We start from the raw sequence: 23,704 nt of genomic DNA on the forward strand, positions 1-23,704 counted from the left end.
TGCCCAGTCCAGCGACACCACCCTGCGAGTTGTCCACAGGCCCCTCCTAGAGTCGGGGCATGCCTGCAGACCAGCCGACCATCCTTGCCACCTCGGGGGGCTACCGCATGGCCCAGCGCAGCCGTTCGAGTTCGACGCCCTGGTGCACCACGCGGTCGCGCTCTCCGGCGCCGAGGGCACCCCCGAGGTCACCGTGCTCGGCACGGCTAGCGGGGACCAGCGGAGCTTCGCCGCCGAGGTCGACGAGGCGGGACGGGCGGCCGGGTTCGCCGTCACGAACCTGCACCTGTTCCCCATGCCGAACCTCGACGACGTGGAGGGCCACCTCCTGTCCCAGGACGTCGTCTGGGTCAACGGCGGGTCGGTCGCCAACCTCCTCGCGGTCTGGCGGGTGCACGAGCTGGACGCTGTCTTCCGCCGGGTCTGGGAGGCGGGAGTGGTCCTCGCCGGCGTCTCCGCCGGCTCGATCTGCTGGTATGCCGGGGGCACGACCGACTCGTTCGGCCCCGAGCTCCGCGCGGTGACCAACGGCCTGGGCTTCCTGCCGTACGGCAACGGCGTGCACTACGACTCCGAGGAACGCCGGCGCCCCCTCGTGCACCGCCTCGTGGCTGACGGCACGCTGCCGACGACCCATTGCACGGACGACGGAGTCGGGCTGGTCTACCACCACACCGAGCTCGTCGAGGCGGTCACCGAGCGGGACGGAAAGGCTGCGTTCATCGTCAGTCGCGACGCTGGTAGCGCCGCGGGAGCCGTCGAGGAGCGTCTGGAAACCCGCCGTCTCCCTCGGGCGTAGGCTGACCCGCATGCGTTTCGAGCACGTGGGCTTCGCCCCCGACTTCGTCGACTACGAGGCTGCCTGGGCCCACCAGCGTGAGGTGCACGCCGCGGTCGTCGAGGGTGCGGAGGACACGGTGCTGCTGCTCGAGCACGCCGCGGTCTACACCGCGGGCAAGCGCACCGAGGCACACCAACGGCCCTTCGACGGCACCCCGGTCATCGACGTCGACCGGGGCGGGCTGATCACCTGGCACGGGCCCGGTCAGTTGGTCGGCTATCCGATCGTCCGGTTGCACGGTGTCCCGATCGACGTCGTGGCCCACGTGCGCCGCCTCGAGGAGGTCATGATCCGCACATGCCGCGACTTCGGCGTGGACGTGACGCGGGTGGAGGGTCGCAGTGGCGTCTGGGCCCTGGCCGACGACGCCCCTGGTGGTCGTCCGGACCGCAAGCTCGGCGCCATCGGCGTGAGAGTCAGCCGACAGGTCACCATGCACGGCTTCGCCCTCAACTGCGACGCGGACCTCACGTGGGCCGACAACATCGTCGCCTGCGGGATCGAGGACGCCGGGGTGAGCTCGATCAGCCGCGAAGCCGGGCGCGTGGTCACCGTCCAGGACGTCCTCCCGTATGCCGAGAAGCACCTCTTCGACGTCCTCGCCTCGGGCGCGTGAGGGCCGCCGACCGGCACCCGACCACCGCGGACACGTCGGTCGCCCCCGAGGGCTCCACGCCCGCCGCCCTGTCACGACGCCTGGTGCAGCTGGTGCTCTCGTGCGTGGTCCTGGGCGCGGGAGTGGCCTGTCTCCTCGACGCGGCCCTCGGCTCCGACGGCTACTCGACCCTGATCTCGGGCCTCACGAAGGCCTCCGGGCTGCCCTTCGTCGTCGTCAACGTCGGGGCGGGGATCCTGCTCATCGGGGTGGCCTGGAGCCGGGGCACCCGACCGGGAGTGGGCACGGTCGTGCAGATGGTCGTCGTCGGGGCCACCGTCAACGTGCTGCTCCCTGTCCTACCGACCCCGACGACGCTGGGACCCCGCTTCGTGGAGCTGGCGGCGGCGTTCGCCCTGCTGTCGCTGGGGGTGGCCGGCTACCTCGCGTCGCACACCGGTGCCGGCCCGGCGGAGGCGGCTGCGATCTCGTTCGACCCGCCACTGCCCTTCAAGTGGAGCTACACCGTGCTGCAGGCGGTCAGCGCGGTGGGCGGCTGGTCCCTGGGAGCGGCCGTCGGGCCGGGCACCCTGCTGGTCTCGATCCTGGTCGGGCCGACCGTGGACCTGCTCACCCGGGCGCTGTTCCACAGTCGCAAGGTCTCGGCCTGACCCGCCACCCCTCCCGGAGGTGAGGCGCGGGAAAAGTCCTCCGAGGGCAGGCGTACCCTTGAGGGACGCCCGGTGACCTCCGGGCGCACCCGTGCCCCACGGCATACCGGACGACCCGACCGGGTCGCTGCACAGGGCACGCGCACCACCGAGAGGGCAAGGGAGTCTTCGTGACCATCGCACCCGAGGGCCGCCGACTGCTGCGCGTCGAGGCGCGCAACGCCGAGACGCCGATCGAGCGCAAGCCCGAGTGGATCCGCACGACCGCGAAGATGGGCCCGGAGTACACCAAGCTCCACTCGATGGTGAAGACCGAGGGGCTGCACACGGTCTGCCAGGAAGCCGGGTGCCCCAACATCTTCGAGTGCTGGGAGGACCGCGAGGCCACCTTCCTCATCGGCGGTGACGTCTGCACCCGCCGCTGCGACTTCTGCGACATCGCCACCGGCCGGCCCGAGTCACTCGACCGCGACGAGCCTCGGCGGGTCGCCGAGTCGGTGGCCCAGATGGGACTGCGCTACTCGACCGTGACCGGCGTCGCGCGCGACGACCAGCCCGACGGCGCCGCCTGGCTCTACGCCGAGACGATCCGCCAGATCCACGCCAAGAACCCCAACACCGGTGTGGAGATCCTGCCCCCCGACTTCGGCGCCAAGCCCGAGCTCGTGGGCCAGGTGTTCGACGCGCGTCCCGAGGTCTTCGCCCACAACCTCGAGACCGTGCCGCGCATCTTCAAGCAGATCCGGCCCGCCTTCACCTACGAGAAGTCGCTCAAGGTGCTGTCCATGGCCCGCGACGCCGAGCTCGTCACCAAGTCCAACCTCATCCTCGGCATGGGTGAGCAGGACCACGAGGTGGAGCAGGCGATCGCCGACCTGCACGACGCGGGCTGCGACATCCTCACCATCACGCAGTACCTGCGCCCCTCCAAGCTGCACCACCCGATCGACCGGTGGGTCAAGCCCGAGGAGTTCGTGCACTGGAGCGACGTCGCCCAGGAGATGGGCTTCAAGGGCGTCATGGCCGGCCCCCTGGTGCGCTCGTCCTACCGCGCCGGACGCCTCTGGGCGACGGCCATGAAGAAGTGGGGTCGCGAGATCCCCGAGCACCTCCAGCACCTCGCCGAGGCCGCCGGTGACCCCGCCCGCCAGGAGGCCTCTTCCCTCCTCGCCGCACGCCAGCCGGGCGTGTTGGGCGCCCCCGCCTGACACCCGTATCCTGACCCTCATGGCCCGCAAGGAAAAGCAGCAGTCGGACACGCCCAAGAAGCCGGGCCGGTTCGCCCAGGTCCGCCAGGTCTTCACGGCATCGCGCAAGGCCGACCCCACGATCCCGTGGTGGATGCTGCTCGCGTTCCTGGCCGTCCTCGCCGTCGGCGCGGGCATCGGCGTGCTCGTCGGTCACTGGAAGTACGCCCTCGTCCTCTCCTTCCCGCTGGCTCTGCTCGCGGCCACCCTCGTGTTGTCCCGGATGGCCGAGCGCGCGGCCTACCGCTCCCTCGAGGGCCAGCCCGGAGCCGCTGGGGCCGCTCTGGGCTCGCTGCGGCGCGGCTGGTACTTCGACCAGCAGCCGGTCGCCGTCGACGGTGCACGTGGCACTCGACCCGAGGACGTCGCGGGTGCGGCGTTCGTCTACCGGGCTCTGGGTCGCCCCGGCATCGTGCTCATCGGCGAGGGCCCCGATGCCCGTCGCACCAAGCTGCTCACGCAGGAGCGCAAGAAGGTCGAGCGCGTCGCACCCGGCGTTCCCGTGACCGCGATCGTCGTCGGTGACGGCGCCGACGAGGTGTCGATCCGCAAGCTCACCGGCAAGCTCACCCGGATGAAGCCCGTCCTCACCAAGGAGGAGGTGTCGGCCGTCAACAAGCGCCTCAAGTCCCTCGGTGGCCTGCGCCCGCCGATCCCCGCCGGCATGGACCCGATGCGGGCGCGCGTCGACCGCAAGGCCATGCGCGGCCGGTAGTCCCCACCGACCCTGGTTCTAGCCCGAGGCGCGCTCGACCAGCGACGTGTCGAGGACCCGCTGCTCGGGGGTGGACACCCCCCCAGCGCTGATCTGCGCAAGCAACATCGTCGCCATCTCACGGCCGAGCTGCTCCATCGGCTGGTGCACCGTCGTGAGCGGGGGGTTCGCGACCGCTGCCAGGGGGCCGTCGTCGAAGCCCACCATGGCCACGTCCTGGGGCACCCTACGACCGGCCTCGCGCAGGACCCGCAGGGCGCCCAGCGCCATGAGGTCGCTGGCCGCGAACACCGCGTCGATGTCAGGACGCCGCTCGAGCAGTGCGGTCATGGCCGCGGCACCACTGACCTCGCTGAAGTCGCCGACCTCGACCAGCGACTCGTCGACCTCCCGGCCTGCCTCAGTTAGGGCCTGGCGGTAACCGTCGAGGCGGTCGCGACCGGCGATCATGTCCTGCGGTCCCGCGATGAGGGCGACCACCCTGCGACCGCTCGACACGAGGTGGGTCACCGCGTCTCGCGCGCCGCCGGTGTTGTCCACGTCGACGTAGCTCATCTCCCCGGGCTGTCCCGGGCGGCCACAGAAGACGATGGGCAGGCCCCGCCCCTGGAGCCGGCCCGGGAGGGTGTCCGCGTCGTGGGCCGAGAGCATCAGCACCCCGTCGACGTGCTGGGGCGTGAGGTAGGTGTCGAGGCGGTCGACCTGCTCGCGGGTCTGCACGAGGGCGAGCACGAGCTGTCGCGACGCCTCCCCCACCACGGTGGTGATGCCGCGGACGACGCCGGCGAAGAACGGCTCCCCGAAGATCCGCTCCTCCGGCTCGCTGATGACCAGGGCGATGGCGCCGGTCCGGCGGGTCACGAGGGCGCGCGCCGCCATGTTGGGCACGTAGCCGAGCTCGTCGACCGCCCGCATCACCCGGACGCGGGTGCGCTCGGACACCTGAGGCGACCCGTTCACCACCCGCGAGACGGTGCCGCGTCCCACCCCTGCGCGGGCCGCCACCTCCTCGAGGGTCGGCTGGCCGGTGCCGCTGCTCACGAGCTGTGCCTCATGGGGTCAGTATTGCGTGCGGTCACGGGCGAGGAACGCGGCATACCAACGTCCGCTGTCCTTGACGGTCCGCTCCTGGGTCTCGAAGTCCACGTGCACGATGCCGAAGCGCTTGGCGTAGCCCTCGGCCCACTCGAAGTTGTCCATCAGCGACCAGGCGAAGTAGCCCCTCAGGGGGACGCCCGCCCCCACGGCGTGCGCGGCCGCCTCGAGGTGGGCTGCGAGGAAGTCGATCCGGCGCGGGTCGTGGACGGTGCCGTCGGGGGCCACCTCGTCGTCGAAGGCGGCACCGTTCTCGGTCATCACGAGCGGGAGGTCGCCGTAGTCGCGGGTCACCCTCGTGAGGATGTCGAAGAGCCCGTCGGCGTCCACTTCCCAGCCCATCGCGGTGGTGGGCAACCCGCGGTCGGTGAAGTCGACGACGCCCGACCCGGGGAATCCTCCAGGCGCCACGACGTGCCGGGTGTAGTAGTTCACCCCGAGGAAGTCGAGCGGGGCACTGATGGTCTCCAGGTCCCCCTCGGCGACGAACGCGAGGTCGCTGACGTGGGCCACGTCCTCGACCACGTCCTTGGGGTAGGAGCCCCGCAGCACCGGGTCGAGGAACCAGCGGTTGGACAGGCCGTCGATCCGGCGCACCGCGTCGTCCACGCCGTGCCCGTCGTGGGCACCGGCGACCGGGTAGAGGTTGAGGGTGATCCCGACCTGCGCGTCAGGCACCCGCTCGCGGAGCGCCTGCACCGCCAGCCCGTGCCCGAGCATCAGGTGGTGCGCGGCGGCCAGGGCGTCGGCGCCGTCGGCCCGACCGGGCGCGTGCCGCCCGCTGCCGTAGCCGAGGAAGGCAGAGCACCACGGCTCGTTGAGCGTGATGAAGTGCTTGACCCGGTCGCCGAGGGCGTCGGCGACGTGCGCGGCATACTCCGCGAAGCGGTATGCCGTGTCGCGGGCCGGCCAGCCCCCCAGGTCCTCGAGTGGTTGTGGCAGGTCCCAGTGGTAGAGCGTGGCCCACGGCGTGATGCCCCGCTCCAGCAGGCTGTCGACGAGGCGGCTGTAGAAGTCGACCCCGGCCTGGTTCACCGGACCCGATCCGTGCGGCTGCACCCGTGGCCACGCGATCGAGAAGCGGTACGCGTCGACGCCCAGACCGGCCATGAGGTCCGCGTCCTGGGCGTAGCGGTGGTAGTGCTCGACCGCCACGTCGCCGTTGTCACCGCCGACCACTCGCCCGGGCGTGGCCGCGAAGGTGTCCCAGATCGACGGTCCCCTGCCGCCCTCGGACGTCGCCCCCTCGATCTGGTAGCTCGAGGTGGCGACGCCCCAGGCGAAGTCGTCGGGGAAGTCGCCGCGCGACAGTGGGCTGTGGTGGATCGGCATGGTCATCCCTTGACTCCGCCCTGCATGATGCCGCCGATGATCTGGCGGCCGAACACGATGAACACGATGACGAGCGGCAGGGTCCCCAGCAGGGTCCCGGCCATGACCAGCGCCTGGTCGGTGTAGTAGCCACCCGACAGCCGGGACAGCGCGACCTGCACCGTCGGGTGCTCGGCGTCGAGCGTCAGGTAGGGCCAGAGGAAGTCGTTCCAGCGCTCCATGAAGGTCAGCAACCCGAGCACCGCTGCGGCGGGGCGCAGGATCGGGAAGACGACGGAGAAGAAGATCCGGAACGTCGACGCCCCGTCGACCCTGGCCGCCTCGATGAGCTCGTTGGGGATCGCCTGCGCGGCGTACTGGCGCATCATGAAGACCCCGAACCCGCTCACCAGGAAGGGCAGCAGTGCCGACGGCAGGGTGCCTGCCAGCCCTAGCTTGCCCATCAACATGTACAGCGGGACCAGCCCCAGCTGGACCGGGACCATCATGGTCCCGATCACGATGAGCAGCAACGCATTTCGTCCGCGGAAGCGGAGCTTGGCGAAGGCGAAGCCAGCGAGCGCGGACAGCACCACGACCGAGATGGTGGCCACTCCCGCGACCAGCACGGAGTTGACCATCGCCTGGCCGAACATCACGTCCTGGTTGGCGAAGACGCGGGAGACGTTGGTGCCGAGCTGGTCGCCTGGCGTGAGCGGCGGTGGCACCGAGGTGATGTCGCTGTTCGGCCGGGAGGCCATGACGACCATGTAGTAGAGGGGCCCGGCGGACAGCAGGACGGAGATCGCCAGGCACAGGTAGACGAGCTTGCTCGCCGGAGTGGCGCCGGTGCTCTGGGCCGCCAGCCGGGCCAGCGACCGACTTCTGCGGGCGCTGGGCGCCTCGACCTCGGGGACGGCGGGGGGCAACGCGGCGGGGAGCTGGATCTGGGTCATCGTCGCCTCACTCCGCCGACCGGATGCGCCGCAGCAGCAGCACGTTGACGGCTGAGAACACCGCGATGAAGAGGAAGAGCACCCAGGCGATGGTCGCGGCATACCCGAACCGCTGGCCCGTGAAGGCCTGCTGGATGAGGTACATCGCGGCCGTCTGGAACTGGCCGGTGGTGCCGCCCCCGATCGAGTTCGCTCCGGGGTTGAACAGCAGTGGCTCGGTGAACAGCTGGGTGCCACCGATCGTGGCGACCACCGAGACGAAGATGAGGGTGGGGCGCAGCATCGGGACCGTGATCGACCAGAACGTCCGCCAGCCGTTCGCCCCGTCGATCCGGGCGGCCTCGTAGATCTCGGTGGGCACCGACTGCAGCGCAGCCAGCAGGATCAGGGCGTTGTAGCCGGTCCAGCGCCAGTCGACCATGGTCGAGATGGCGAGCCACGACGACCACCGGTGGTCCTGCCACGCGATCGGGTCGACGCCCACGTGGCCGAGGATCCAGTTGAACAGCCCGAAGTCCCGGCTGAACATCATCGTGAAGATGATCCCGACCGCGGCCACCGAGGTGACGTTCGGGAGCAGGATGCCCATCCGCCACCAGGTCGCCCCGCGCAGCCGCGAGTTGAGCATCTGGGCCAGGACCATGGCGAGGACGAGCTGGGGGACGGTGGCCACCACGAACATCCCGAAGGTGTTGAGCATGGCGTTCCAGAAGTCCTTGTCCTGCATCAGCTCGCTGTAGTTGCCGAGGCCGAGCCAGCCCTGGTCGCCGGCGAGCAGGCTCCAGTCGTGGGTCGAGACCCAGGCCGTGTAGAGCAGCGGGAAGAGGCCGAAGATCCCGAACAGGATGAAGAACGGCGAGACCATCGCATACGGCGACAGGCGGGTGTCCGCTCGCCGGAGCCGCTGCCGCCAACCGGTCACCGGCGCTGCGGTGCCGACGGCCCGGTCGGGGGTGGTGGTGGTCACGGCTCTCCTTCCTGGGTGCGGTCGTGCTGGGGTGCGGTCGTGCTGGGTGTGGTCGTGCAGGGTGGTGGCGGTCGGGTGCCGGCTCGCGAGAGCGCCGACACCCGACCGCAGCTGGGTGTGCCGCGGGGTCGCGGCTACTTGGCTGCCTTCTGCGCGGCCGCGACGGCCTCCGTCCAGCCGGCTGCCGCGGTGCGCTGACCGCCCTCGACGGCGCGCAGGGTGTTCTCCACGGCATCACGGACAGGCTGGTTCTTGGCGCCGAGGTAGACCGGCTTCAGGTTGGCGGCGCCGGCCACGAACAGCTCTCCCACTGGCGCGTTGTTGAAGTAGTCGTTCTTGGCGTCCTTGAGGGCTGCCTCGGTGTAGAGCTTGGGATTGGAGGGCAGGTTTCCGGCCGCCTTGAACGCCGCCAGCTGGCTCTCGCCGGTCGTGAGGAACTTGGCAAGCTCGACTGCCTCCTTCTGGTGCTTGCTCTGCGTCGGGACGCCGAGCCAGGAACCACCCCAGTTGCCGCCACCGCCGGGGATCGTGGTGATGTCCCATTTCCCGGTGTTCTCGGCGCCCGCTTGGTCCTTGATGTAGCCGGTCATCCACGCGGGGCAGGCGAGGGTCGCGAACGAACCGTTCTTGAACCCGGCGTTCCACTCCGGCGAGAACGCCTTGAGCTTGGCCGACAGGCCAGTGTCGACCATCTTGAGGGACTCGTCCCAGGCCGACTTCACGGCCGGGTTGCTGTCGACGACGAGCTTGTCGCTGCGGTCGAAGTAGGTGTGGTCACCCGACTGCATGAGGATCGAGTTGTAGGTGTTGGTCGCGCTGTCGACGAAGTGGGACTTCGGGTCCTTGATCCCGGCCTGGTACTTCTGGCCGGTGGCGATGTACTCGTCCCAGGTGGGCCAGAGCTTGCCGACCTCGACGCGGTCGGTGGGCAGCCCGGCCTTCTCGAACAGGTCCTTGCGGTAGCACATGGCCAAACCACCGACGTCGGTGCCAAGGCCGATGGTCGTCGCACCGTCCGCGGTCGTGGCGTTCGAGTACTTCCACGGCAACCAGTTGTCCTTCAGCTCGTTGCTGCCGTACTTCTGCAGGTTCACGAACTTGTCGGCGCTCTGGAGGAAGTTGACGACCTGGCCCTCCTCGATCGCCACGACGTCCCCGGCACCCGAGCCGGCCGCGATGCGCTGGATGAGCTGGGTGTTGTACTTGCCGAGGTCGCCCTCGGCGGTCTCGACGACCGTGATGTTCGCGTGGTCCTTCATGTACTGCTTGTAGAGGTCCGTGTAGCCGAACTTGCCGAACGTGCTCACCCGCAGCGTGATCTTCTCGCCGCTGGATGAGGAAGAGCCGCCGTCGTCGCCACCGCAGGCGGCGGTGAGGGCGGCCGTAGCGATCATTGCGGCTGCGGTAACCAGCCAGCGAGAGCGTGAGTGCACCGTTGCACCTTTCGTCGGGCCCCCTTATGGGAGCGCTCCCGGCCAGCGTGGGACCGCAGGCGCCGCCCGGTCAAGACCTGCGTGGGAGCGTTCTCATTTCGTAATCATTCCGTGACCTTAGCGCACCAGCCGACGCCGCCGCTGCCGCAACGGCCGCCGCGAAGCGCGTCACGGAGCCGGGCGCGAGGCGCAGGAACAGGTCGGGTTCGATCAGCTCGAGCTCCATCAGCGTCGGCTGACCATCCACGTCGATGAGGTCGACGCGCGCGTAGACCAGCTCGTCCGGGGCCAGGGCCATCGCCCGGGCCGCGACGTCGAGCTCCGCCGGGCTCGGCTCGTGCACCTCCTCGGAGCCACCGTGCAGCGCCTGCACGCGGTAGTCGCCCGCCTTGGGCACCTTGCGCACGGCATGGGAGAACTCGCCGCCGAAGAAGAACAGTGACGTCTCCCCCAGCTCGACGCTCGGGGCGAACGGCTGGACGATCGTGTCGCCGGCGGCGACCAGCGCCCCCAGGTGTGCGCCCGCCTCGGCCGAGCCGGCCGGCGCCTTGAGGGCGCCCCTTGCGCCGCCGTCGACCGCCGGCTTGATCACGACGTCGGCCCAGCCGGTGGCGAGCATCCGGTCGACCGGGTGGGCGGCCCCCTTCGCGAGGGGGAGGCTGGGCAGCACGGGCATGCCGGCCTCGCCCAGCTCCGAGAGGTAGCCCTTGTGCGAGTTCCAGCGAATGATGGTGGGGCTGTTGATGATTCGCGAGACCGAGTCAACCCGGTCGGCCCACTCGAGGAACTCGTCGAGGCGGTCGAAGTAGTCCCACGTCGAACGGATCACCACGAGGTCGAAGGATGCCCAGTCAGCCTCGTCGTGCCACACGACCACCTCGGCGGCAACACCCAGGGCGTGCAACGCCTCAGCGATCTGCGGTGGCTCCGGGTCGACGTAGGACGGGTCGGACCAGGTGCACAGGGCGATGCGGTGGCTCGTCACGGAAGGGATTGTCTCAGGCGTGATGAGGGCCCGAAGGATCACCCTGCACTGGGACTTGCCCTCGCGGCATACGCGATATAACGTGAGTCTCAACAACGCGATATAGCGCGAGATGACCCCTCAACGAAAGGACATCCCATGAGCGAGGAATGGTCGATCGACAGCGCCAGGGTGCTCGACATCGGCGGCGAGGGCGAGCGGGTCCGCCGGCTCAGCGTCGCGATCGTCGGCGGCAGGGTCGACGTCGTGACCCACGCCGACTCCCCCACGGCGCGGGTCGAGATCGCCAAGGTCGAGGGCATGCCGGTGAAGGTCACCTGGGACGGCACGAAGCTCAAGATCACCCACGGCGTGGACTCCACCCGGATCCTGGAGCGGGTGCGTCAGGCCTTCGACGGCCTCGAGCGCAACCGGGTCGCGATCAGCATCTCGATCCCCGAGGACGCCGAGACCTCCGTGAGCACGGTGAGCGCCAGCGGGCTGCTCGCCGGCATGCGGGCGGGCGCCAGGGCCAACACCGTCTCCGGCTCGATCACGATCGACGACATCGTCGGCCCCGTCGACGTCAACACCGTGAGCGGCGAGGTCGAGTGCGGCAACGTGCGCGGCCCGCTCAAGGTGCACTCCGTGTCCGGTGCAGTGACCGCCCAGCACAGCGACGTGCCCGAGGTCAGCATCAGCACGGTCAGCGGCGACGTGGCCCTCGACCTGGTCAACGGCGCTGCCACGATCAAGTCCAACTCGGTCTCCGGGGACGTGACCGTCCGTGCGCCGCACGGTGGCTACGACGTCACGGCCAACACCGCATCGGGCCAGGTCGTCATCGACGGCCACACCATCCACAAGCACTCACGCCAACCCGGCAACCGGCTCACCGACGGCGATGGCAGCCTGCGCCTCAAGGCCAACGCCGTCTCCGGCAATGTCGTGGTCCTCAAGGCGAGCCCGGCGGCGCCCTCGGACGAGGCGTCCGCATGAGCCCCGTCTTCGCGCACGGCCAGCTCCGCCTCTACCTGCTGGCCCTGCTCAACGAGGGTCCCCGGCACGGGTACGAGGTGATCCAAGACCTCGAGCACCGTTTCAACGGGCTGTACTCCCCCAGTGCCGGCACCGTCTACCCGCGGCTGGCCAAGCTCGAGGAGGAGGGCCTTGTGCAGCGGTCCGACGAGGGTCGCAAGGCGATCTACCGGATCACCGAGGCCGGCCGTGAGGAGGTCCGGGCACGCCGGGACGACCTGTCCAGCCTCGAGTCCGATCTCGACCTGTCGGTGCGCGAGCTCGCCGAACAGGTGCGCTCGCGCGTCCGTGGCCAGACCAAGGACCTGCGCGCCGAGCTCAGGGCCGCGGCACAGGAGGCCCGCCGCACGGCGACACCGGTCGGTGGCCCGGAGCCGTGGCAAGGCTGGAAGGGCAGCGACCCCAAGGCGATCCGCGATCTCGAGGAGGCCGTTGCCGAGCTGCGGTCCGAGGCGCGAGGCGCGTGGAAACGGCACGGGCTCACGAGCGACCAGAGCCGCGAGATCATCGACATCCTCGCCGAGGCGACGGGGCGGATCCGCGACGTCATCACCCGGCGCTGACCGACCGGCCGGCTGAGCCTGCCGGTCGGTCAGCTGCGCACGAGGAGGGTGCCGGCCGCCTTGTCGTGCAGGCCGCGACCGTCCTTGTCCCAGAACATCGCGGGCAGGAACATGCACAACAGCACAGTGCGCACCAGCACCTGGGTGGGCCTGGGCGTGCGACCGTCGAGGGACATCACGCGCAGGCCGACGATGCGGTGGCCGAGGGTGTAGCCGGTCGTGCTGAGCAGGAGGAGGTTCTCCAGGGCGAAGATCGCCAGCAGGATGAGGGTGTCGGTCCCCGAGGCCACTCCCCTGAACGGCAGCGGCACGTGGAACAGCGCCGCCGCGATCAGCTGGCAGGCGGTCCAGTCGATGACGACGCCCACCAGGCGGCGCCCGAACCGGCCCATCGAACCGGCGCCTTCGCGCGGCATACCCAGACGCTCACCGGGGTATGCCGCGGGCGCGCCTGAGCGTGAACCCGGCCCCTGGAGCCACGAACCGATGTCCTTGCGGTCGACCACGCGGAAAGCCTATGTCCGCGTAACACCGGCGAAACATTCGGGTCATGGCCGAGAAATCCCCACCCGTTAGGGTCGACGCCGACACCAGTTGAGCCATGGGCGGATTCGCCCGCCCCACCACAGGAGGTTGGTTTGTTCAGCAATGCTGACGAGGTCCTGAAGTTCATCAAGGACGAGGACGTCATTTTCGTCGACGTGCGGTTCTGTGACCTGCCCGGCGTGATGCAGCACTTCAACGTGCCCGCCAAGAGCCTCGACGCGGAGTTCTTCAAGGAAGGGCAGATGTTCGACGGATCCTCGATCCGCGGCTTCCAGGCCATCCACGAGTCCGACATGAAGCTCATCCCGGACCCCACGAGCGCGTACCTGGACCCGTTCCGCAAGGAAAAGACGCTCATCCTCAACTTCTCCATCGTCGACCCGTTCACCGGCGAGGAGTACTCCCGCGACCCGCGCAACATCGCGGCAAAGGCCGAGGCCTACCTCAAGTCGACAGGGATCGCCGACACCGCGTACTTCGGCGCCGAGGCCGAGTTCTACGTCTTCGACGACGTGCGCTTCGAGACCAAGCAGAACGCCAGCTACTACTACATCAACTCCGTCGAGGCCGCCTGGAACACCGGGCGCGAGGAGGAGGGCGGCAACAAGGGCTACAAGACCCGCTACAAGGGTGGCTACTTCCCCGTCCCGCCGACCGACCACTTCGCCGACATGCGCGACGAGATGACCCTGGCCCTCGAAGCCGCCGGCCTCTCGGTCGAGCGCGCCCACCACGAGGTCGGCACCGCCGGCCAGCAGGAGATCAACTACCGCTTCAACACGCTGAAGCAGGCCGCGGACGACGTGCTGAAGTTCAAGTACATCGTCAAGAACGTCGCGTGGGACGGCGGCAAGACGGTCACCTTCATGCCGAAGCCGATCTTCGGCGACAACGGCTCGGGCATGCACTCGCACCAGTCGCTCTGGAAGGACGGCGAGCCGCTCTTCTACGACGAGCGCGGCTACGGCGGCCTGTCCGACCTGGCCCGCTGGTACATCGGCGGACTGCTCAAGCACGCTCCGGCGCTGCTGGCGTTCACCAACCCGACGGTGAACTCCTACCACCGCCTGGTGCCCGGCTACGAGGCGCCCGTGAACCTGGTCTACTCGGCCCGTAACCGCTCGGCGTGCATCCGCATCCCGATCACCGGCGACAACCCGAAGGCCAAGCGCGTCGAGTTCCGCGTGCCGGACCCGTCGGCCAACCCCTACCTCGCGTTCTCCGCGATGTTGATGGCCGGCCTGGACGGCATCAAGAACCGCATCGAGCCCCCGGAGCCGGTGGACAAGGACCTCTATGAGCTGCCGCCCGAGGAGCACGACGCCATCGCGCAGGTGCCCGGTTCGCTCCCCGAGGTGCTCGCCGCCCTCGAGGCCGACCACGAGTTCCTGCTCGAGGGTGACGTCTTCACCAAGGACCTCATCGAGACCTGGATCGAGTGGAAGCGCAAGAACGAGGTCGACCCGATCCGCTTCCGCCCGCACCCGCACGAGTTCGAGATGTACTTCGATATCTGAGCGAGCGAGGAACGGCGGCTGATCTGCACCAGCAGATMAGCCGCCGTTCTGCTTTGTCCGAGGAGATCGTTGAGCAGCGGTCTCACTGGCGCGGGGACCGGTCACGGCTCGAAGCGGTAGCCCAGTCCGGGTTCGGTGATCAGGTGGCGCGGCGCGGAAGGGTTCTCCTCGAGCTTGCGCCGGAGCGTCGCCATGTAGACGCGCAGGTAGTTGGTCTCGTCGCCATAGGAGGGCCCCCACACTTCCTGCAACAGCTGACGGCCGGGGATGAGCTTGCCCGGGTCGCGCACCAGGGCTTCGAGCAGGTGCCACTCGGTCGGCGTGAGGCGCACATCCTGTCCTGATCGCGTCACGCGTTTGGCCCGTCGGTCGATGACCAGGGCGCCAGCCAGAAGGGTGGGCGCGTCCTCGGCCGGAGCCGCTCGTCGCAGACTCGCGCGCAACCGGGCCAGGAGCTCGTCCATGCCGAACGGCTTGGTGACGTAGTCGTCCGCGCCCGCGTCCAGTGCGTCGACCTTGTCCCCTTGGCCGTCCCGCGCGGAGAGCACGATGATCGGCACGTCGGTCCAGCCACGCAGGCCGCTGACCACGTCGACCCCGTCGATGTCAGGCAGCCCGAGATCGAGGATGACGATGTCGGGCACCTCGGCTGCGGCGGCGTTCAGGGCCGAGGTTCCGTCGGCCACGGCGCGCACGTCGTAGTGGCGGGCGCGCAGGTTGATCGCCAGCGCCCGGCGCAGCTGGGGGTCGTCCTCGACGATGAGCACGGTGGTCACGGCGTGGCCGCCGCCGGCAGCAGGAGGGTCATGGTCAGGCCGCCGCCGGGAGTCACAGATGGCCTGACGGTTCCGCTCATCGCCTCGGTGAAGCCGCGGACAATCGCCAGACCGAGCCCGACCCCGCCAGGAGTGTTGTCGCCGAGGCGCTGGAAGGGAACGAACATCTCGTCCCAGCTCGTCGGGTCGGCGCCGGGTCCTTGGTCGCTCACCCGGATCTCGACGACTGCGGGGTCGGGGGCCGGCAGGGCAGCGACGGTCACCTGGCCCCCTTCGGGGGTGTACCGGACGGCGTTGTCGACGAGGTTCGCCAGGACGCGCTCGAGCAGGCCTCCGTCGGCCATGACGGGTGGCAGTCCCTCCGCGATGTCGAGGGCGACGCAGTGGGGGTCGTGGCCGATCAGTGCGCGGGAGGCAACCTCCTCGACATCCACGGGATGAGCGTGCACGGACAACGCGCCAGCCTGGAGGCGGCTCATCGCCAGCAGGTTGTCCACGAGGGCGGCGAGCCTGTCTGCGCCGTCCTCGATGGTGGCCAGCAGCTCGTCCTGCTCGCCCGGCTCCCAGGCCACGTCGGGCTGCCGCAGCCCCGACGCGGCGGTCTTGATGCCCGCCAGCGGCGTGCGCAGGTCATGCCCCACGGCTGTCAGCAGCGCGGATCGGACCCGGTCGGTCTGCGCGAGCTGTTCGGCTCGACTGGCCTCCTCGGCGAGGCGCGCGGTCTCCCACGCACGGCCGGCAGTCCCGGCCAGGGCCTGGAGCAGGACACGGTCCTCGGCGAACACGGGGCGGCCGTACCCGAGCAGGCTCAACGAGTCAGACGCTGGGATCGACAGCACCGGCGACCCGTGGGGGGTGGGACCAACGGATGCCACCGGCCGCTGGACGTCGGTGTGCGGGGCGAGGACCACGGTGCTCATGCTGTACAGCTGGCGCACCTGGTCGAGCACCCGCTCCACGCTGACGCCCTGCATCTCGGCCGAGCTCAGGTTCGCGACCATGTGGGTCTGGAGCCGGTTTCGCTCCGCCTTCGCGCGGTTCCGTGCACCGACCTCGACGGTGACGCTGACGATCGCGGCGGCCAGGACGAACACCACGAGGTCGGCCAGGGCTGCGGGTTCGCCGACCGTGAACGTGTGGAACGGTGGGGTGAGAAACCAGTTCGCGAGGAGGAAGCCGCCGACCGCCGCGAGCAGACCCGGCAGCATCCCGCCGACGACGGCGATCACCACGACCGCCAACAGGTAGATCAGCAGCACGCTCTCACCGGTCCCGGAGCCGCGCAGCCCCACCATCACCCATGTGAGCAGTGGCAGCCCGACGAGGCACAGGCCGAGGCCGATGAGCAGCCGCCGTCGTGACAGGCCGATGACCCGCGACGGTGGCACGGTTGCAGGAAGGAGGGGGACGATGAGCTCTGCGTCCCGCGCGGCCCGCTGCATGTCCTCAGCGTGACACACGTGCGTCGCGGGACAGGGACAGGTCCTCCCCTTCGACCGGGGGGTCGGCGGAGAGCTGCCAGGGCACTGACGTGACCATGACCCCGGGCTCGAACAGGAGGCGAGCCTTCAACCGCAGTGCACTCTGGTTGTGCAGCAGCTGTTCCCACCACCGACCAACCACGTACTCCGGGATGAACACCGACACGACGTCGCGGGGATGGTCGCGCAGGAGCTCGCGGACGTGCTCGACCACGGGGCGGGTCATGTCGCGGAACGGTGAGTCCAGGACGGTCAGCTCGACCGGGATGTCGCGCTCGATCCACTGCGCAGTCAGTCGTTCTGTATCGGCAGCGCTGGTGCGCACCGTGACGGCCCGGAGGCTCGCCGGCCTGGTCGCGCGGGCGAACGCCAGCGCGCGCAGCGTGGGTGCGTGCAGCCTCGACACGAGCACCAGGGTGTGGATGTGGGCAGGGAGGACCACCCCGCCAGCGGCCGGGCGAAGCGCTCGGGCCACCGTCCGGTAGTGCCTGCGGATGAGCGTCATGAGCGCGATGAGCAAGGGCATGGCGACCACGACCAGCCAGGCACCGTGGGTGAACTTGGTGACCAGGACGATGACCAGCACCAACCCGGTCACGGCAGCCCCCACGGCATTGATCACCAGCTTGCGCCTGGTACGTGCCCGGTCCCGGGGCGCTCCGGGTCCGACCAACAGCTGCTGCCAGTGCCGAACCATCCCGGCCTGGCTGAGGGTGAAGGAGACGAACACCCCGATGATGTAGAGCTGGATCAGGCGAGTGGTGTTCGCGTCGAAGGCCCACAACAGACCGACCGCCAAGAGCGCCAGGATGACGATTCCGTTGGAGAACACGAGCCGGTCCCCGCGACGAGCGAACTGTCGCGGCAGGTAGCCGTCCTCCCCCAACAGCGAGGCGAGGATCGGGAAACCGTTGAACGCGGTATTCGCAGCCAGGACGAGGATGGCAGCCGTGAACGACTGGACTGCGTAGAAGCCGATGCTGCCCCCACCGAAGACGGCACCAGCGATCTGGGCGATCACTGTTTTCTGGATGTACCCGTCAGGAGCACCGGTGAGCATGCTGGGGTCATGAGCGACGTGGACCTTCGCGATCAGGGCCATCGCGGTCAGGCCGACGAACATCACGATGGTCAGGACCCCCATGATCGCCAGGGTGTCGGCGGCGTTGCGGCTCTGGGGTCGTTTGAAGTTGGGCACCCCGTTGCTCACGGCCTCGACGCCGGTCAACGCGGTACAGCCCGAGGCAAAGGCTCGGAGCGCGAGGGCAAGCACGAGCAACCCTGAGGCGTGGCTCTCGGCGTGTATGCCGAGTGGTGCGGACTCAGCGACCGGTGGCGCCCCGCTCGCGGTCCGGTACATCCCGAGGGCGAGCATGACGAGGACGCAGGCGACGAACCCGTAGGTGGGGACGGCGAACGCGGCTCCGGACTCCTTGATCCCGCGCAGGTTGACCAGGGCGAGCAGGGCCACCAGCACCACGGACAGTGTGAGGGCGTGGGGCGCGAGCGCCGGGATCGCGGAGACGATGTTGGCCACTCCTGCCGCCACCGACACCGCGACGGTGAGCACGTAGTCGACGAGCAGGGCGCTGGCCGCCACGAGGGCCGCGCCTCGCCCCAGGTTGGCCCGGCTGACGGCATACGCTCCGCCGCCGTTGGGATAGGCGTGACACGTCTGCCGGTAGGACAGGACCACGACGACGAGTAGGACCACGACTCCGGCGGCCATGAGCGGGGTGAGGTGCAGCAGGGTCAGCCCACCAATGCTCAGAACCAGGAGGATCTCCTCGGTGGCGTACGCGTTGGACGACAGCGGGTCGCTGCAGAACACGGGCAGAGCCAGCTTCTTCGGCAGCAGGGTCTCCCCCATCTGGGAGCTCAGCAGTGGTCGGCCCACCAGGAGGCGCTTGGGCATGCGCAGCAGTTCGGTCACGACCCGACTGAAACACCGGTGCGACCGCGCGGCCCCGGCTCTTGACGCATCCTTAGCGCGCGCGACGGCAATCTTGACGGCCTCTTGGCCCAGCCCCCCGTGCGCTCAGGGAGGGCATGCGGCGAGGGCCAGCCTCAGCGCATAAGGTGCGCAGTGCGATCCACGAGAGAGGTACCCATGGCAGGCTCCCACCGGCATACCAACACGAGCGCTCACCCGCCGACACCGGTGTGGATGCGGGTCGCGCTGGGCGCCGCCGTCCTGGTCATCGCCGTCGTGACGGCAGCCGGCATGTGGGTCCTGCGTCCCACGGGCGAGGGCCGTCCGGCCGTGCGCGACAGCGCCGTGGCCGGCGTCGAGTACCTCCACGGCACCGTCACCTCGATCGCCCCCCTGGACTGTGACCAGTTCGGGGCACCTGACACCGCGATCACCAAGGATCCAGCGACCGCCAAGTGTGGACGGGCCAGGGTCGAGATCCGCACCGGCCCGGAGAAGGGATCCGAGGTCACCGTCGACCTGCCCCCCGATGCGAGACGTGCGGGGAGTGGCATCGGCCTCGTGGTGCTCAAGGTCCCCGGCGAAGGAGAGGGATCTCCCTACACCTTCTACGACATCGAGCGCGGCGCTCCCCTGACGTGGCTGGCGGTCGCTTTCGGCCTCACCGTCATCGCCGTCGCCCGGTGGCGGGGCCTGCGGTCGTTGGTCGGCCTCGCCGTCGCCGGCGCCGTGGTCGTCAAGTACCTCATGCCTGCGCTGCTCGATGGGCGCAGTCCGGTGGCGGTCGGCCTCTTCTCCTCCGCAGCCATCATGATCGTGGTGCTGTACCTGGCTCACGGCGTCTCGGCCCGCACGACGACCGCACTGCTGGGGACCTTCGCCGGCCTGGGGATCACCGCTGGCGTCGGCACGCTGGCAGTGGCACAGGCGCACCTGAACGGTGTGAGCAGTGAGGACAACGCGGCCCTGCAACAGGTGGCCCAGCAGATCGACCTGCGCAACCTGCTGACCTGCGGCATCATCCTCGCCGGTCTGGGCATCCTCAACGACGTGACGATCACGCAGAGCTCCGCCGTCTGGGAGCTGTACGACGCTGCCCCGAACATGCCGCCGCTGCGTCTGTACCAACAGGCGATGCGCATCGGGCGCGACCACATCGCCTCCACCGTGTACACGGTCGTGTTCGCCTACGCCGGCGCCGCTCTGCCGGTCCTGCTGCTCATCAGCCTGGTCAACCAGCCCGTCGCGCGGATCCTGACCAGCTCCGACATCAGCGAGGAGATCGTACGCACGATGGCCGGCGGCATCGGCCTGGTCCTTGCCGTCCCGGTCACCACCGCACTCGCCACCCTCGTCGTCCGCTCCCTCCAAGCCGGCGCGACTGCGGCCACCACCCCGCACGCGAACGTGGTCCCGGGGCGATCCGCAGGCTGACGAAGTTCACGAGGAGGCGGCCGTAGACTCGCGGCATGTCGGGTGGCAGCCGCTCCAGCGCAGGCCGACAGGCCCGCGCTGCCAGCCATGCCGGCTCACACCGCACACCACGCAGGTACCCACCGCGCATCGAGCGGTTGGCCGCGACCGTGACCATGCTGGCGCTGGGGACGGCTCTCGGCCTGGCTGGCCTCGCGACCATGGGGATCGGCCCGTTGAGCGGGCCGGCAGGCCAGCATGAGCAACCGGCAGCCGCCAACGGGCCCCAGGACACCCCCTCGCCCGGAACGTCGGCGAGTGGAGCAGGCTCCGCGGTCCCTGACCCGGCCGCCTCCCCCACCCCCTCCACCACCACAGCCGCCCCGCGTACCCTCCCTGTCGGCGCACGGACGCGCAGCACCATTGCAGGACGCACCAGACAGGTGGTGGTGGTTCGTGGAGCGACCGCGACGTCGAGTGTGGCCACCGTCGAGTTCTACGAGCGCGCGGCAGCGGACTGGATGCTCGTGGCCGCTTGGCAGGGACACGTCGGCAAACGGGGCTGGGCCACCAGCCACGTCGAAGGCGACCTCAAGACGCCGGTCGGCACCTTCACCCTCAGCGCGGCAGGCGGGCGCAAGGCCAATCCCGGATCCCAGCTGCCCTACCACCGGTCGGCAGCGTTCGAGCCTCCTCCCAAGCAGCCGGGCTTCGGGGACTCGACGGCGGACGCGTTCGACTACGTCATCGCCGTCGACTACAACCGCGTGCCCGGCCGGTCGCCCCTCGACCAGTCACGACCTCTTGGCGACCGACGCGGCGGTGGCATCTGGCTACATGTCGACCACGACGGTCCCACGCACGGTTGCGTCTCCCTCCCCGCTGAGGGTGTGCGCTACCTCCTGCTGCACCTCGCTCCCGAGTCGCATCCCGTCGTGGTCATGGGGCATGCGGCCCAGCTCAAGCTCTGAGGTCCAGCCTCACGTGGAGGCCGATCCGGAGAACCTCCACGCTGGGCGTCATCGCGCCGGGCGAGGTGACGCCGGGACCTCGTGTCTGCCGGCGGCGACCGTCTGGCGCGCGCCGTCCGGCATGTGCACCTCTGCCTGCACGCCTTCGGGCACGGTGAGGCGCAGCAGCAGCTGTCCGTCGTCTAGACGCCAGTCGGTCGAGATTGTTCCGTGCCTGGTCACGAGAGCCGCCTTGGCCCAGGTCAGGCCACCGCCGGGCCGCGGCGCCACAAGGACCTTGTCGTAGCCGGGGGCGAGGGGGGCGATGCCACCGATCGTCCGGTGCATCCAGTCGGCCACGGCCCCCAGCGCGTAGTGGTTGAAGCTCGTCATCTCGCCGGGGTTGATGGTGCCGTCCGGGAGCATGGAGTCCCACCGTTCCCAGACCGTCGTGGCACCCATGGTGACCGGGTACAGCCAGGACGGGCACTCTTGCTCGAGGAGCAGGTTGTAGGCGTCGTCGAGGTGCCCCGTGTTGGTCAGTGCGTCCGTCACGAAGGGCGTCCCGGCGAACCCGGTCGAGATGCGGAAACCGTTCTGCCGCAACAGTTCTGCGAGTCTGTCGCCCGCACCCTGGCGGTCGGCCCCGTCGAGCAGACCGAACTCGATGGCGAGGGCGTAGACGGTGGCACAGTCGCTCAGGACGCGGCCGCCGTCGGTGACATAGTGCTTCAGGAACGCGCTGCGCACCCGCTCCGCAAGTGCCGAGAAGTAGCCCGCGTCGTCGGGATTGCCGAGGATCTCGGCCGTCGCGGACACCTGGCGCAAGGTGCGGTAGTAGCACGCGGTCGCCAGAACGCCCTTGTCGGCACGCGCCTCGAAGGGGGCATCCGGCGGCGCCTGCGGGTCCAGCCAGTCGCCGAACTGAAAGCCCGTGTCCCACAGGTCGGTGTCGGACAGCAATCCCTCGACCCGCCGGGCGTGCGCCGTCATGGCGGGGTACTGGCGGGCGAGCGCATCGCGGTCTCCGTACGCCTGCCACAGCGCCCACGGAACCCACGCGGCTGCGTCGCTCCAGATCGCCGTGCTGTCGGGGTCGGGGAAGTCCGCCGGGATCTCCATGTACTTGAGCACGTCCGGCACGACGAACGGCACCATGCCCTCGGCGTGGCTCTGCTCCAGGTCGACGTCGACGAGCCAGTTCGAGAGGAAGCCCGACACGTCATACAGGTATGCCGCCGTGGGGGCGAAGGCGGCGATGTCACCGGTCCAGCCCAGCCGCTCGTCGCGCTGGGGACAGTCGGTCGGGACGTCGACGAAGTTGCCCTTCAGGCCCCAGATGACGTTGCGGTGCAACTGGTTCAGAAGGTCGTCCGAGCACTCGAAGGTCCCTGTCGGCTTCAGCTCCGAATGCACGACCACGGCCTCGAGGGAGTCGGTGGTCAGCTCGCCCGGCCAACCCGACACCTCGGCATACCGGAAACCGTGGAAGGTCTTGGTGGGCTCGAAGGTGTCCACTCCCCCACTGAGGATGAAACGGTCGGTCGCCTCCGCGCTGCGCAGCGGCCGGGTGCCGAGCTCGTCGTTCTCGAGCACCTCCGCATGGCGGACCGTGATCTCGCCGCCCGCCTCACCCTGCACCGTGAAGCGAAGCCATCCGACGAGGTTCTGTCCGAAGTCGACCAACGTGGCCCCGGACGGGGAGGTCCACACCTTCACCGGTGCCACGACCTCCTGACGGCGGACGGGAGGCCCGATGTACGGCTCGAGTCGGGCAGCGTCATGAGTGACCGTGTGCACCCCTGACCAACCCTCGAGAGCAGCTCCCGGCAGTGTCCAGTCTGACGACTCCAGCCGGGCATCGATGGTCTGGCCGTCGTAGAGGTCGTTGGCCAGCGTGGCGGACGGACCTGCCTGCCAGGTGGCGTCCGTTCTCACGACCTGCTGGTGCCCATCCGCGAACTCGACGTGCAGCTCCGCGAGGCCGGCGAGCTCGGAGCCGTAGAACGCGCCCTTGCCACTCCACCCCAACCGCCCACGGAACCAGCCGTTGCCCAGCGCGAGCCCCAGCACGGTCGTGGGGGACACCAGCGGAAGGACGTCGTAGCTGCGGTAGCGCAGGCGCCACTCATAGCTGGTCCAGCCGGGGGTGAGTACCTCGTCGGAGACCGGTGTTCCGTTGATGGTCGGTTCGACGACTCCGTGCGCGGTGACGTGAAGCGTCGCGGCGACCACGTCGCCGTGCCCGTCGTCGAGCGCAAACTCCTTGCGCAGCAACGGGGCTCCGGCGAAGTCCTCATCGGGGGCGATCAGTTCAGCGGACCAGTCGTGGGTCATCTGCTCAGCCCCGCCGGTCCTCGAGATGGAAGACTTCGCGGAGTCGCAGGAACCCGGTGTCAGGACGTGCGTCCCCGAGGTCCTCGAAGAACTCAGCCATCTCGGCCTGCCAACGAGCGTTGACCTCAGTGGCAGCCATGCCCGCCAACGCCTCCGACATGGACGGCGTCTCGAAGTACCCGATGAGAATCCCATCCTCGCCCAGGAAGAGTGAGTAGTTGTTCCACCCACTGAGCGAGAGCGCTCGGAGCATCTCCGGCCAAACCTGGGCATGCCGCTGTGCGTACTCGTCCATTCGGTCCGGCTTCACCTGGAGCCGGAAGCACACACGCTCCATCGTGCCTCCTGGGAGGGC

At 69.4% G+C, this 23,704-nt stretch carries 21 protein-coding genes and 1 pseudogene; 10 read left to right on the forward strand and 12 right to left on the reverse strand.

Annotation, left to right across the window (positions count from 1 at the left end):
* Positions 1-59: 59 nt before the first annotated feature.
* The 5 genes and pseudogenes from AC1DWP_RS04640 (at position 60) to AC1DWP_RS04660 (ending at position 4,069) form a co-directional block, all read left to right on the forward strand.
* Positions 60-799: pseudogene (locus AC1DWP_RS04640) on the forward strand (Type 1 glutamine amidotransferase-like domain-containing protein).
* A gap of 10 nt (positions 800-809) precedes the next feature.
* Entirely contained in the window at positions 810-1,457 is a 648-nt protein-coding gene (lipB, locus tag AC1DWP_RS04645) for a lipoyl(octanoyl) transferase LipB (protein ID WP_477613263.1), read from the forward strand.
* Positions 1,454-2,107 (forward strand): DUF6198 family protein, encoded by a 654-nt coding sequence (locus AC1DWP_RS04650; protein WP_477613264.1) that lies wholly within the window; start codon positions 1,454-1,456, stop codon positions 2,105-2,107. Before lipB ends, AC1DWP_RS04650 begins: the two co-directional genes overlap by 4 nt.
* A gap of 170 nt (positions 2,108-2,277) precedes the next feature.
* On the forward strand, positions 2,278-3,315 hold the full coding sequence (gene lipA, locus AC1DWP_RS04655) for a lipoyl synthase (RefSeq protein WP_477613265.1): 1,038 nt from the start codon (positions 2,278-2,280) through the stop codon (positions 3,313-3,315).
* A 19-nt stretch (positions 3,316-3,334) separates the two neighbouring features.
* The gene (locus tag AC1DWP_RS04660; protein WP_477613266.1) at positions 3,335-4,069 is read left to right on the forward strand and encodes a DUF4191 domain-containing protein; all 735 of its coding nucleotides are present in this window, start codon (positions 3,335-3,337) and stop codon (positions 4,067-4,069) included.
* 18 nt (positions 4,070-4,087) lie between these two features.
* On the opposite strand, the gene AC1DWP_RS04665 is transcribed toward AC1DWP_RS04660, so the two are convergent.
* The 6 genes from AC1DWP_RS04665 to AC1DWP_RS04690 all read right to left on the reverse strand — a co-directional run bounded on the left by AC1DWP_RS04665 (position 4,088) and on the right by AC1DWP_RS04690 (position 10,816).
* Positions 4,088-5,110: a LacI family DNA-binding transcriptional regulator gene (locus tag AC1DWP_RS04665; RefSeq protein ID WP_477613267.1), complete on the reverse strand. Its 1,023-nt coding sequence runs from the start codon at positions 5,108-5,110 to the stop codon at positions 4,088-4,090.
* Positions 5,111-5,128: 18 nt separating this feature from the next.
* Positions 5,129-6,496 (reverse strand): GH1 family beta-glucosidase, encoded by a 1,368-nt coding sequence (locus AC1DWP_RS04670; protein ID WP_477613268.1) that lies wholly within the window; start codon positions 6,494-6,496, stop codon positions 5,129-5,131.
* A gap of 2 nt (positions 6,497-6,498) precedes the next feature.
* On the reverse strand, positions 6,499-7,431 hold the full coding sequence (locus AC1DWP_RS04675; RefSeq protein WP_477613269.1) for a carbohydrate ABC transporter permease: 933 nt from the start codon (positions 7,429-7,431) through the stop codon (positions 6,499-6,501).
* 7 nt (positions 7,432-7,438) lie between these two features.
* Positions 7,439-8,398 carry a carbohydrate ABC transporter permease gene (locus AC1DWP_RS04680; RefSeq protein ID WP_477613270.1) on the reverse strand — a complete coding sequence of 320 codons (960 nt, stop codon included), beginning with the start codon at positions 8,396-8,398 and terminating at the stop codon, positions 7,439-7,441.
* 134 nt (positions 8,399-8,532) lie between these two features.
* Positions 8,533-9,792 (reverse strand): ABC transporter substrate-binding protein, encoded by a 1,260-nt coding sequence (locus AC1DWP_RS04685; RefSeq protein WP_477613271.1) that lies wholly within the window; start codon positions 9,790-9,792, stop codon positions 8,533-8,535.
* Positions 9,793-9,901: 109 nt separating this feature from the next.
* Positions 9,902-10,816, reverse strand: coding sequence for an ATP-grasp domain-containing protein (locus tag AC1DWP_RS04690; protein WP_477613272.1), 915 nt, complete (start codon positions 10,814-10,816; stop codon positions 9,902-9,904).
* 138 nt (positions 10,817-10,954) lie between these two features.
* On the opposite strand from AC1DWP_RS04690, the gene AC1DWP_RS04695 reads away from it, so the two are divergent.
* Both AC1DWP_RS04695 and AC1DWP_RS04700 read left to right on the forward strand, forming a co-directional pair.
* Entirely contained in the window at positions 10,955-11,794 is an 840-nt protein-coding gene (locus tag AC1DWP_RS04695; RefSeq protein ID WP_477613273.1) for a DUF4097 family beta strand repeat-containing protein, read from the forward strand.
* Positions 11,791-12,396, forward strand: coding sequence for a PadR family transcriptional regulator (locus AC1DWP_RS04700; protein WP_477613274.1), 606 nt, complete (start codon positions 11,791-11,793; stop codon positions 12,394-12,396). Before AC1DWP_RS04695 ends, AC1DWP_RS04700 begins: the two co-directional genes overlap by 4 nt.
* Positions 12,397-12,425: 29 nt before the next feature.
* Here AC1DWP_RS04700 and AC1DWP_RS04705 read toward each other — a convergent pair whose 3' ends face one another.
* Positions 12,426-12,902: an RDD family protein gene (locus tag AC1DWP_RS04705; protein ID WP_477613275.1), complete on the reverse strand. Its 477-nt coding sequence runs from the start codon at positions 12,900-12,902 to the stop codon at positions 12,426-12,428.
* A 132-nt stretch (positions 12,903-13,034) separates the two neighbouring features.
* Between AC1DWP_RS04705 and glnA the strand changes: the two genes are divergently transcribed.
* Positions 13,035-14,459, forward strand: a complete 1,425-nt coding sequence (gene glnA, locus AC1DWP_RS04710) for a type I glutamate--ammonia ligase (protein ID WP_477613276.1) — start codon at positions 13,035-13,037, stop codon at positions 14,457-14,459.
* A gap of 101 nt (positions 14,460-14,560) precedes the next feature.
* On the opposite strand, the gene AC1DWP_RS04715 is transcribed toward glnA, so the two are convergent.
* The 3 genes from AC1DWP_RS04715 to AC1DWP_RS04725 are packed head-to-tail and all read right to left on the reverse strand — an operon-like array spanning position 14,561 to position 18,649.
* Positions 14,561-15,235 (reverse strand): response regulator, encoded by a 675-nt coding sequence (locus AC1DWP_RS04715; RefSeq protein ID WP_477613277.1) that lies wholly within the window; start codon positions 15,233-15,235, stop codon positions 14,561-14,563.
* The gene (locus tag AC1DWP_RS04720; RefSeq protein WP_477613278.1) at positions 15,232-16,677 is read right to left on the reverse strand and encodes a sensor histidine kinase; all 1,446 of its coding nucleotides are present in this window, start codon (positions 16,675-16,677) and stop codon (positions 15,232-15,234) included. The genes AC1DWP_RS04715 and AC1DWP_RS04720 overlap by 4 nt, the downstream gene beginning before the upstream one ends.
* A gap of 4 nt (positions 16,678-16,681) precedes the next feature.
* Positions 16,682-18,649, reverse strand: a complete 1,968-nt coding sequence (locus AC1DWP_RS04725) for an APC family permease (RefSeq protein WP_477613279.1) — start codon at positions 18,647-18,649, stop codon at positions 16,682-16,684.
* Between the two features lie 177 nt (positions 18,650-18,826).
* Here AC1DWP_RS04725 and AC1DWP_RS04730 point away from each other — a divergent pair, with 177 nt between their 5' ends.
* Together AC1DWP_RS04730 and AC1DWP_RS04735 are read left to right on the forward strand one after the other, a co-directional pair.
* Positions 18,827-20,083, forward strand: coding sequence for a YibE/F family protein (locus tag AC1DWP_RS04730; RefSeq protein ID WP_477613280.1), 1,257 nt, complete (start codon positions 18,827-18,829; stop codon positions 20,081-20,083).
* A 35-nt stretch (positions 20,084-20,118) separates the two neighbouring features.
* Positions 20,119-21,033 carry a L,D-transpeptidase family protein gene (locus AC1DWP_RS04735; RefSeq protein WP_477613281.1) on the forward strand — a complete coding sequence of 305 codons (915 nt, stop codon included), beginning with the start codon at positions 20,119-20,121 and terminating at the stop codon, positions 21,031-21,033.
* A 48-nt stretch (positions 21,034-21,081) separates the two neighbouring features.
* Here the strand turns inward: AC1DWP_RS04735 and AC1DWP_RS04740 are convergent, their stop codons facing one another.
* Positions 21,082-23,349 carry a family 78 glycoside hydrolase catalytic domain gene (locus AC1DWP_RS04740; RefSeq protein WP_477613282.1) on the reverse strand — a complete coding sequence of 756 codons (2,268 nt, stop codon included), beginning with the start codon at positions 23,347-23,349 and terminating at the stop codon, positions 21,082-21,084.
* A 4-nt stretch (positions 23,350-23,353) separates the two neighbouring features.
* Positions 23,354-23,686, reverse strand: a complete 333-nt coding sequence (locus tag AC1DWP_RS04745) for an L-rhamnose mutarotase (protein WP_477613283.1) — start codon at positions 23,684-23,686, stop codon at positions 23,354-23,356.
* Positions 23,687-23,704: the final 18 nt, after the last annotated feature.

The organism is Pedococcus sp. P2_F6, from assembly GCF_056403675.1.

Excerpts from the sequence above, each read along its gene's own strand:
- lipB (WP_477613263.1), top strand. The coding sequence starts at position 810 with ATGCGTTTCGAGCACGTGGGCTTCGCCCCCGACTTCGTCGACTACGAG.
- AC1DWP_RS04660 (WP_477613266.1), top strand. The coding sequence starts at position 3,335 with ATGGCCCGCAAGGAAAAGCAGCAGTCGGACACGCCCAAGAAGCCGGGC.
- AC1DWP_RS04670 (WP_477613268.1), bottom strand. The coding sequence starts at position 6,496 with ATGCCGATCCACCACAGCCCACTGTCGCGCGGCGACTTCCCCGACGAC.
- AC1DWP_RS04675 (WP_477613269.1), bottom strand. The coding sequence starts at position 7,431 with ATGACCCAGATCCAGCTCCCCGCCGCGTTGCCCCCCGCCGTCCCCGAG.
- AC1DWP_RS04685 (WP_477613271.1), bottom strand. The coding sequence starts at position 9,792 with ATGATCGCTACGGCCGCCCTCACCGCCGCCTGCGGTGGCGACGACGGC.
- AC1DWP_RS04695 (WP_477613273.1), top strand. The coding sequence starts at position 10,955 with ATGAGCGAGGAATGGTCGATCGACAGCGCCAGGGTGCTCGACATCGGC.
- AC1DWP_RS04700 (WP_477613274.1), top strand. The coding sequence starts at position 11,791 with ATGAGCCCCGTCTTCGCGCACGGCCAGCTCCGCCTCTACCTGCTGGCC.
- AC1DWP_RS04720 (WP_477613278.1), bottom strand. The coding sequence starts at position 16,677 with ATGCAGCGGGCCGCGCGGGACGCAGAGCTCATCGTCCCCCTCCTTCCT.
- AC1DWP_RS04730 (WP_477613280.1), top strand. The coding sequence starts at position 18,827 with ATGGCAGGCTCCCACCGGCATACCAACACGAGCGCTCACCCGCCGACA.
- AC1DWP_RS04735 (WP_477613281.1), top strand. The coding sequence starts at position 20,119 with ATGTCGGGTGGCAGCCGCTCCAGCGCAGGCCGACAGGCCCGCGCTGCC.
- AC1DWP_RS04740 (WP_477613282.1), bottom strand. The coding sequence starts at position 23,349 with ATGACCCACGACTGGTCCGCTGAACTGATCGCCCCCGATGAGGACTTC.
- AC1DWP_RS04745 (WP_477613283.1), bottom strand. The coding sequence starts at position 23,686 with ATGGAGCGTGTGTGCTTCCGGCTCCAGGTGAAGCCGGACCGAATGGAC.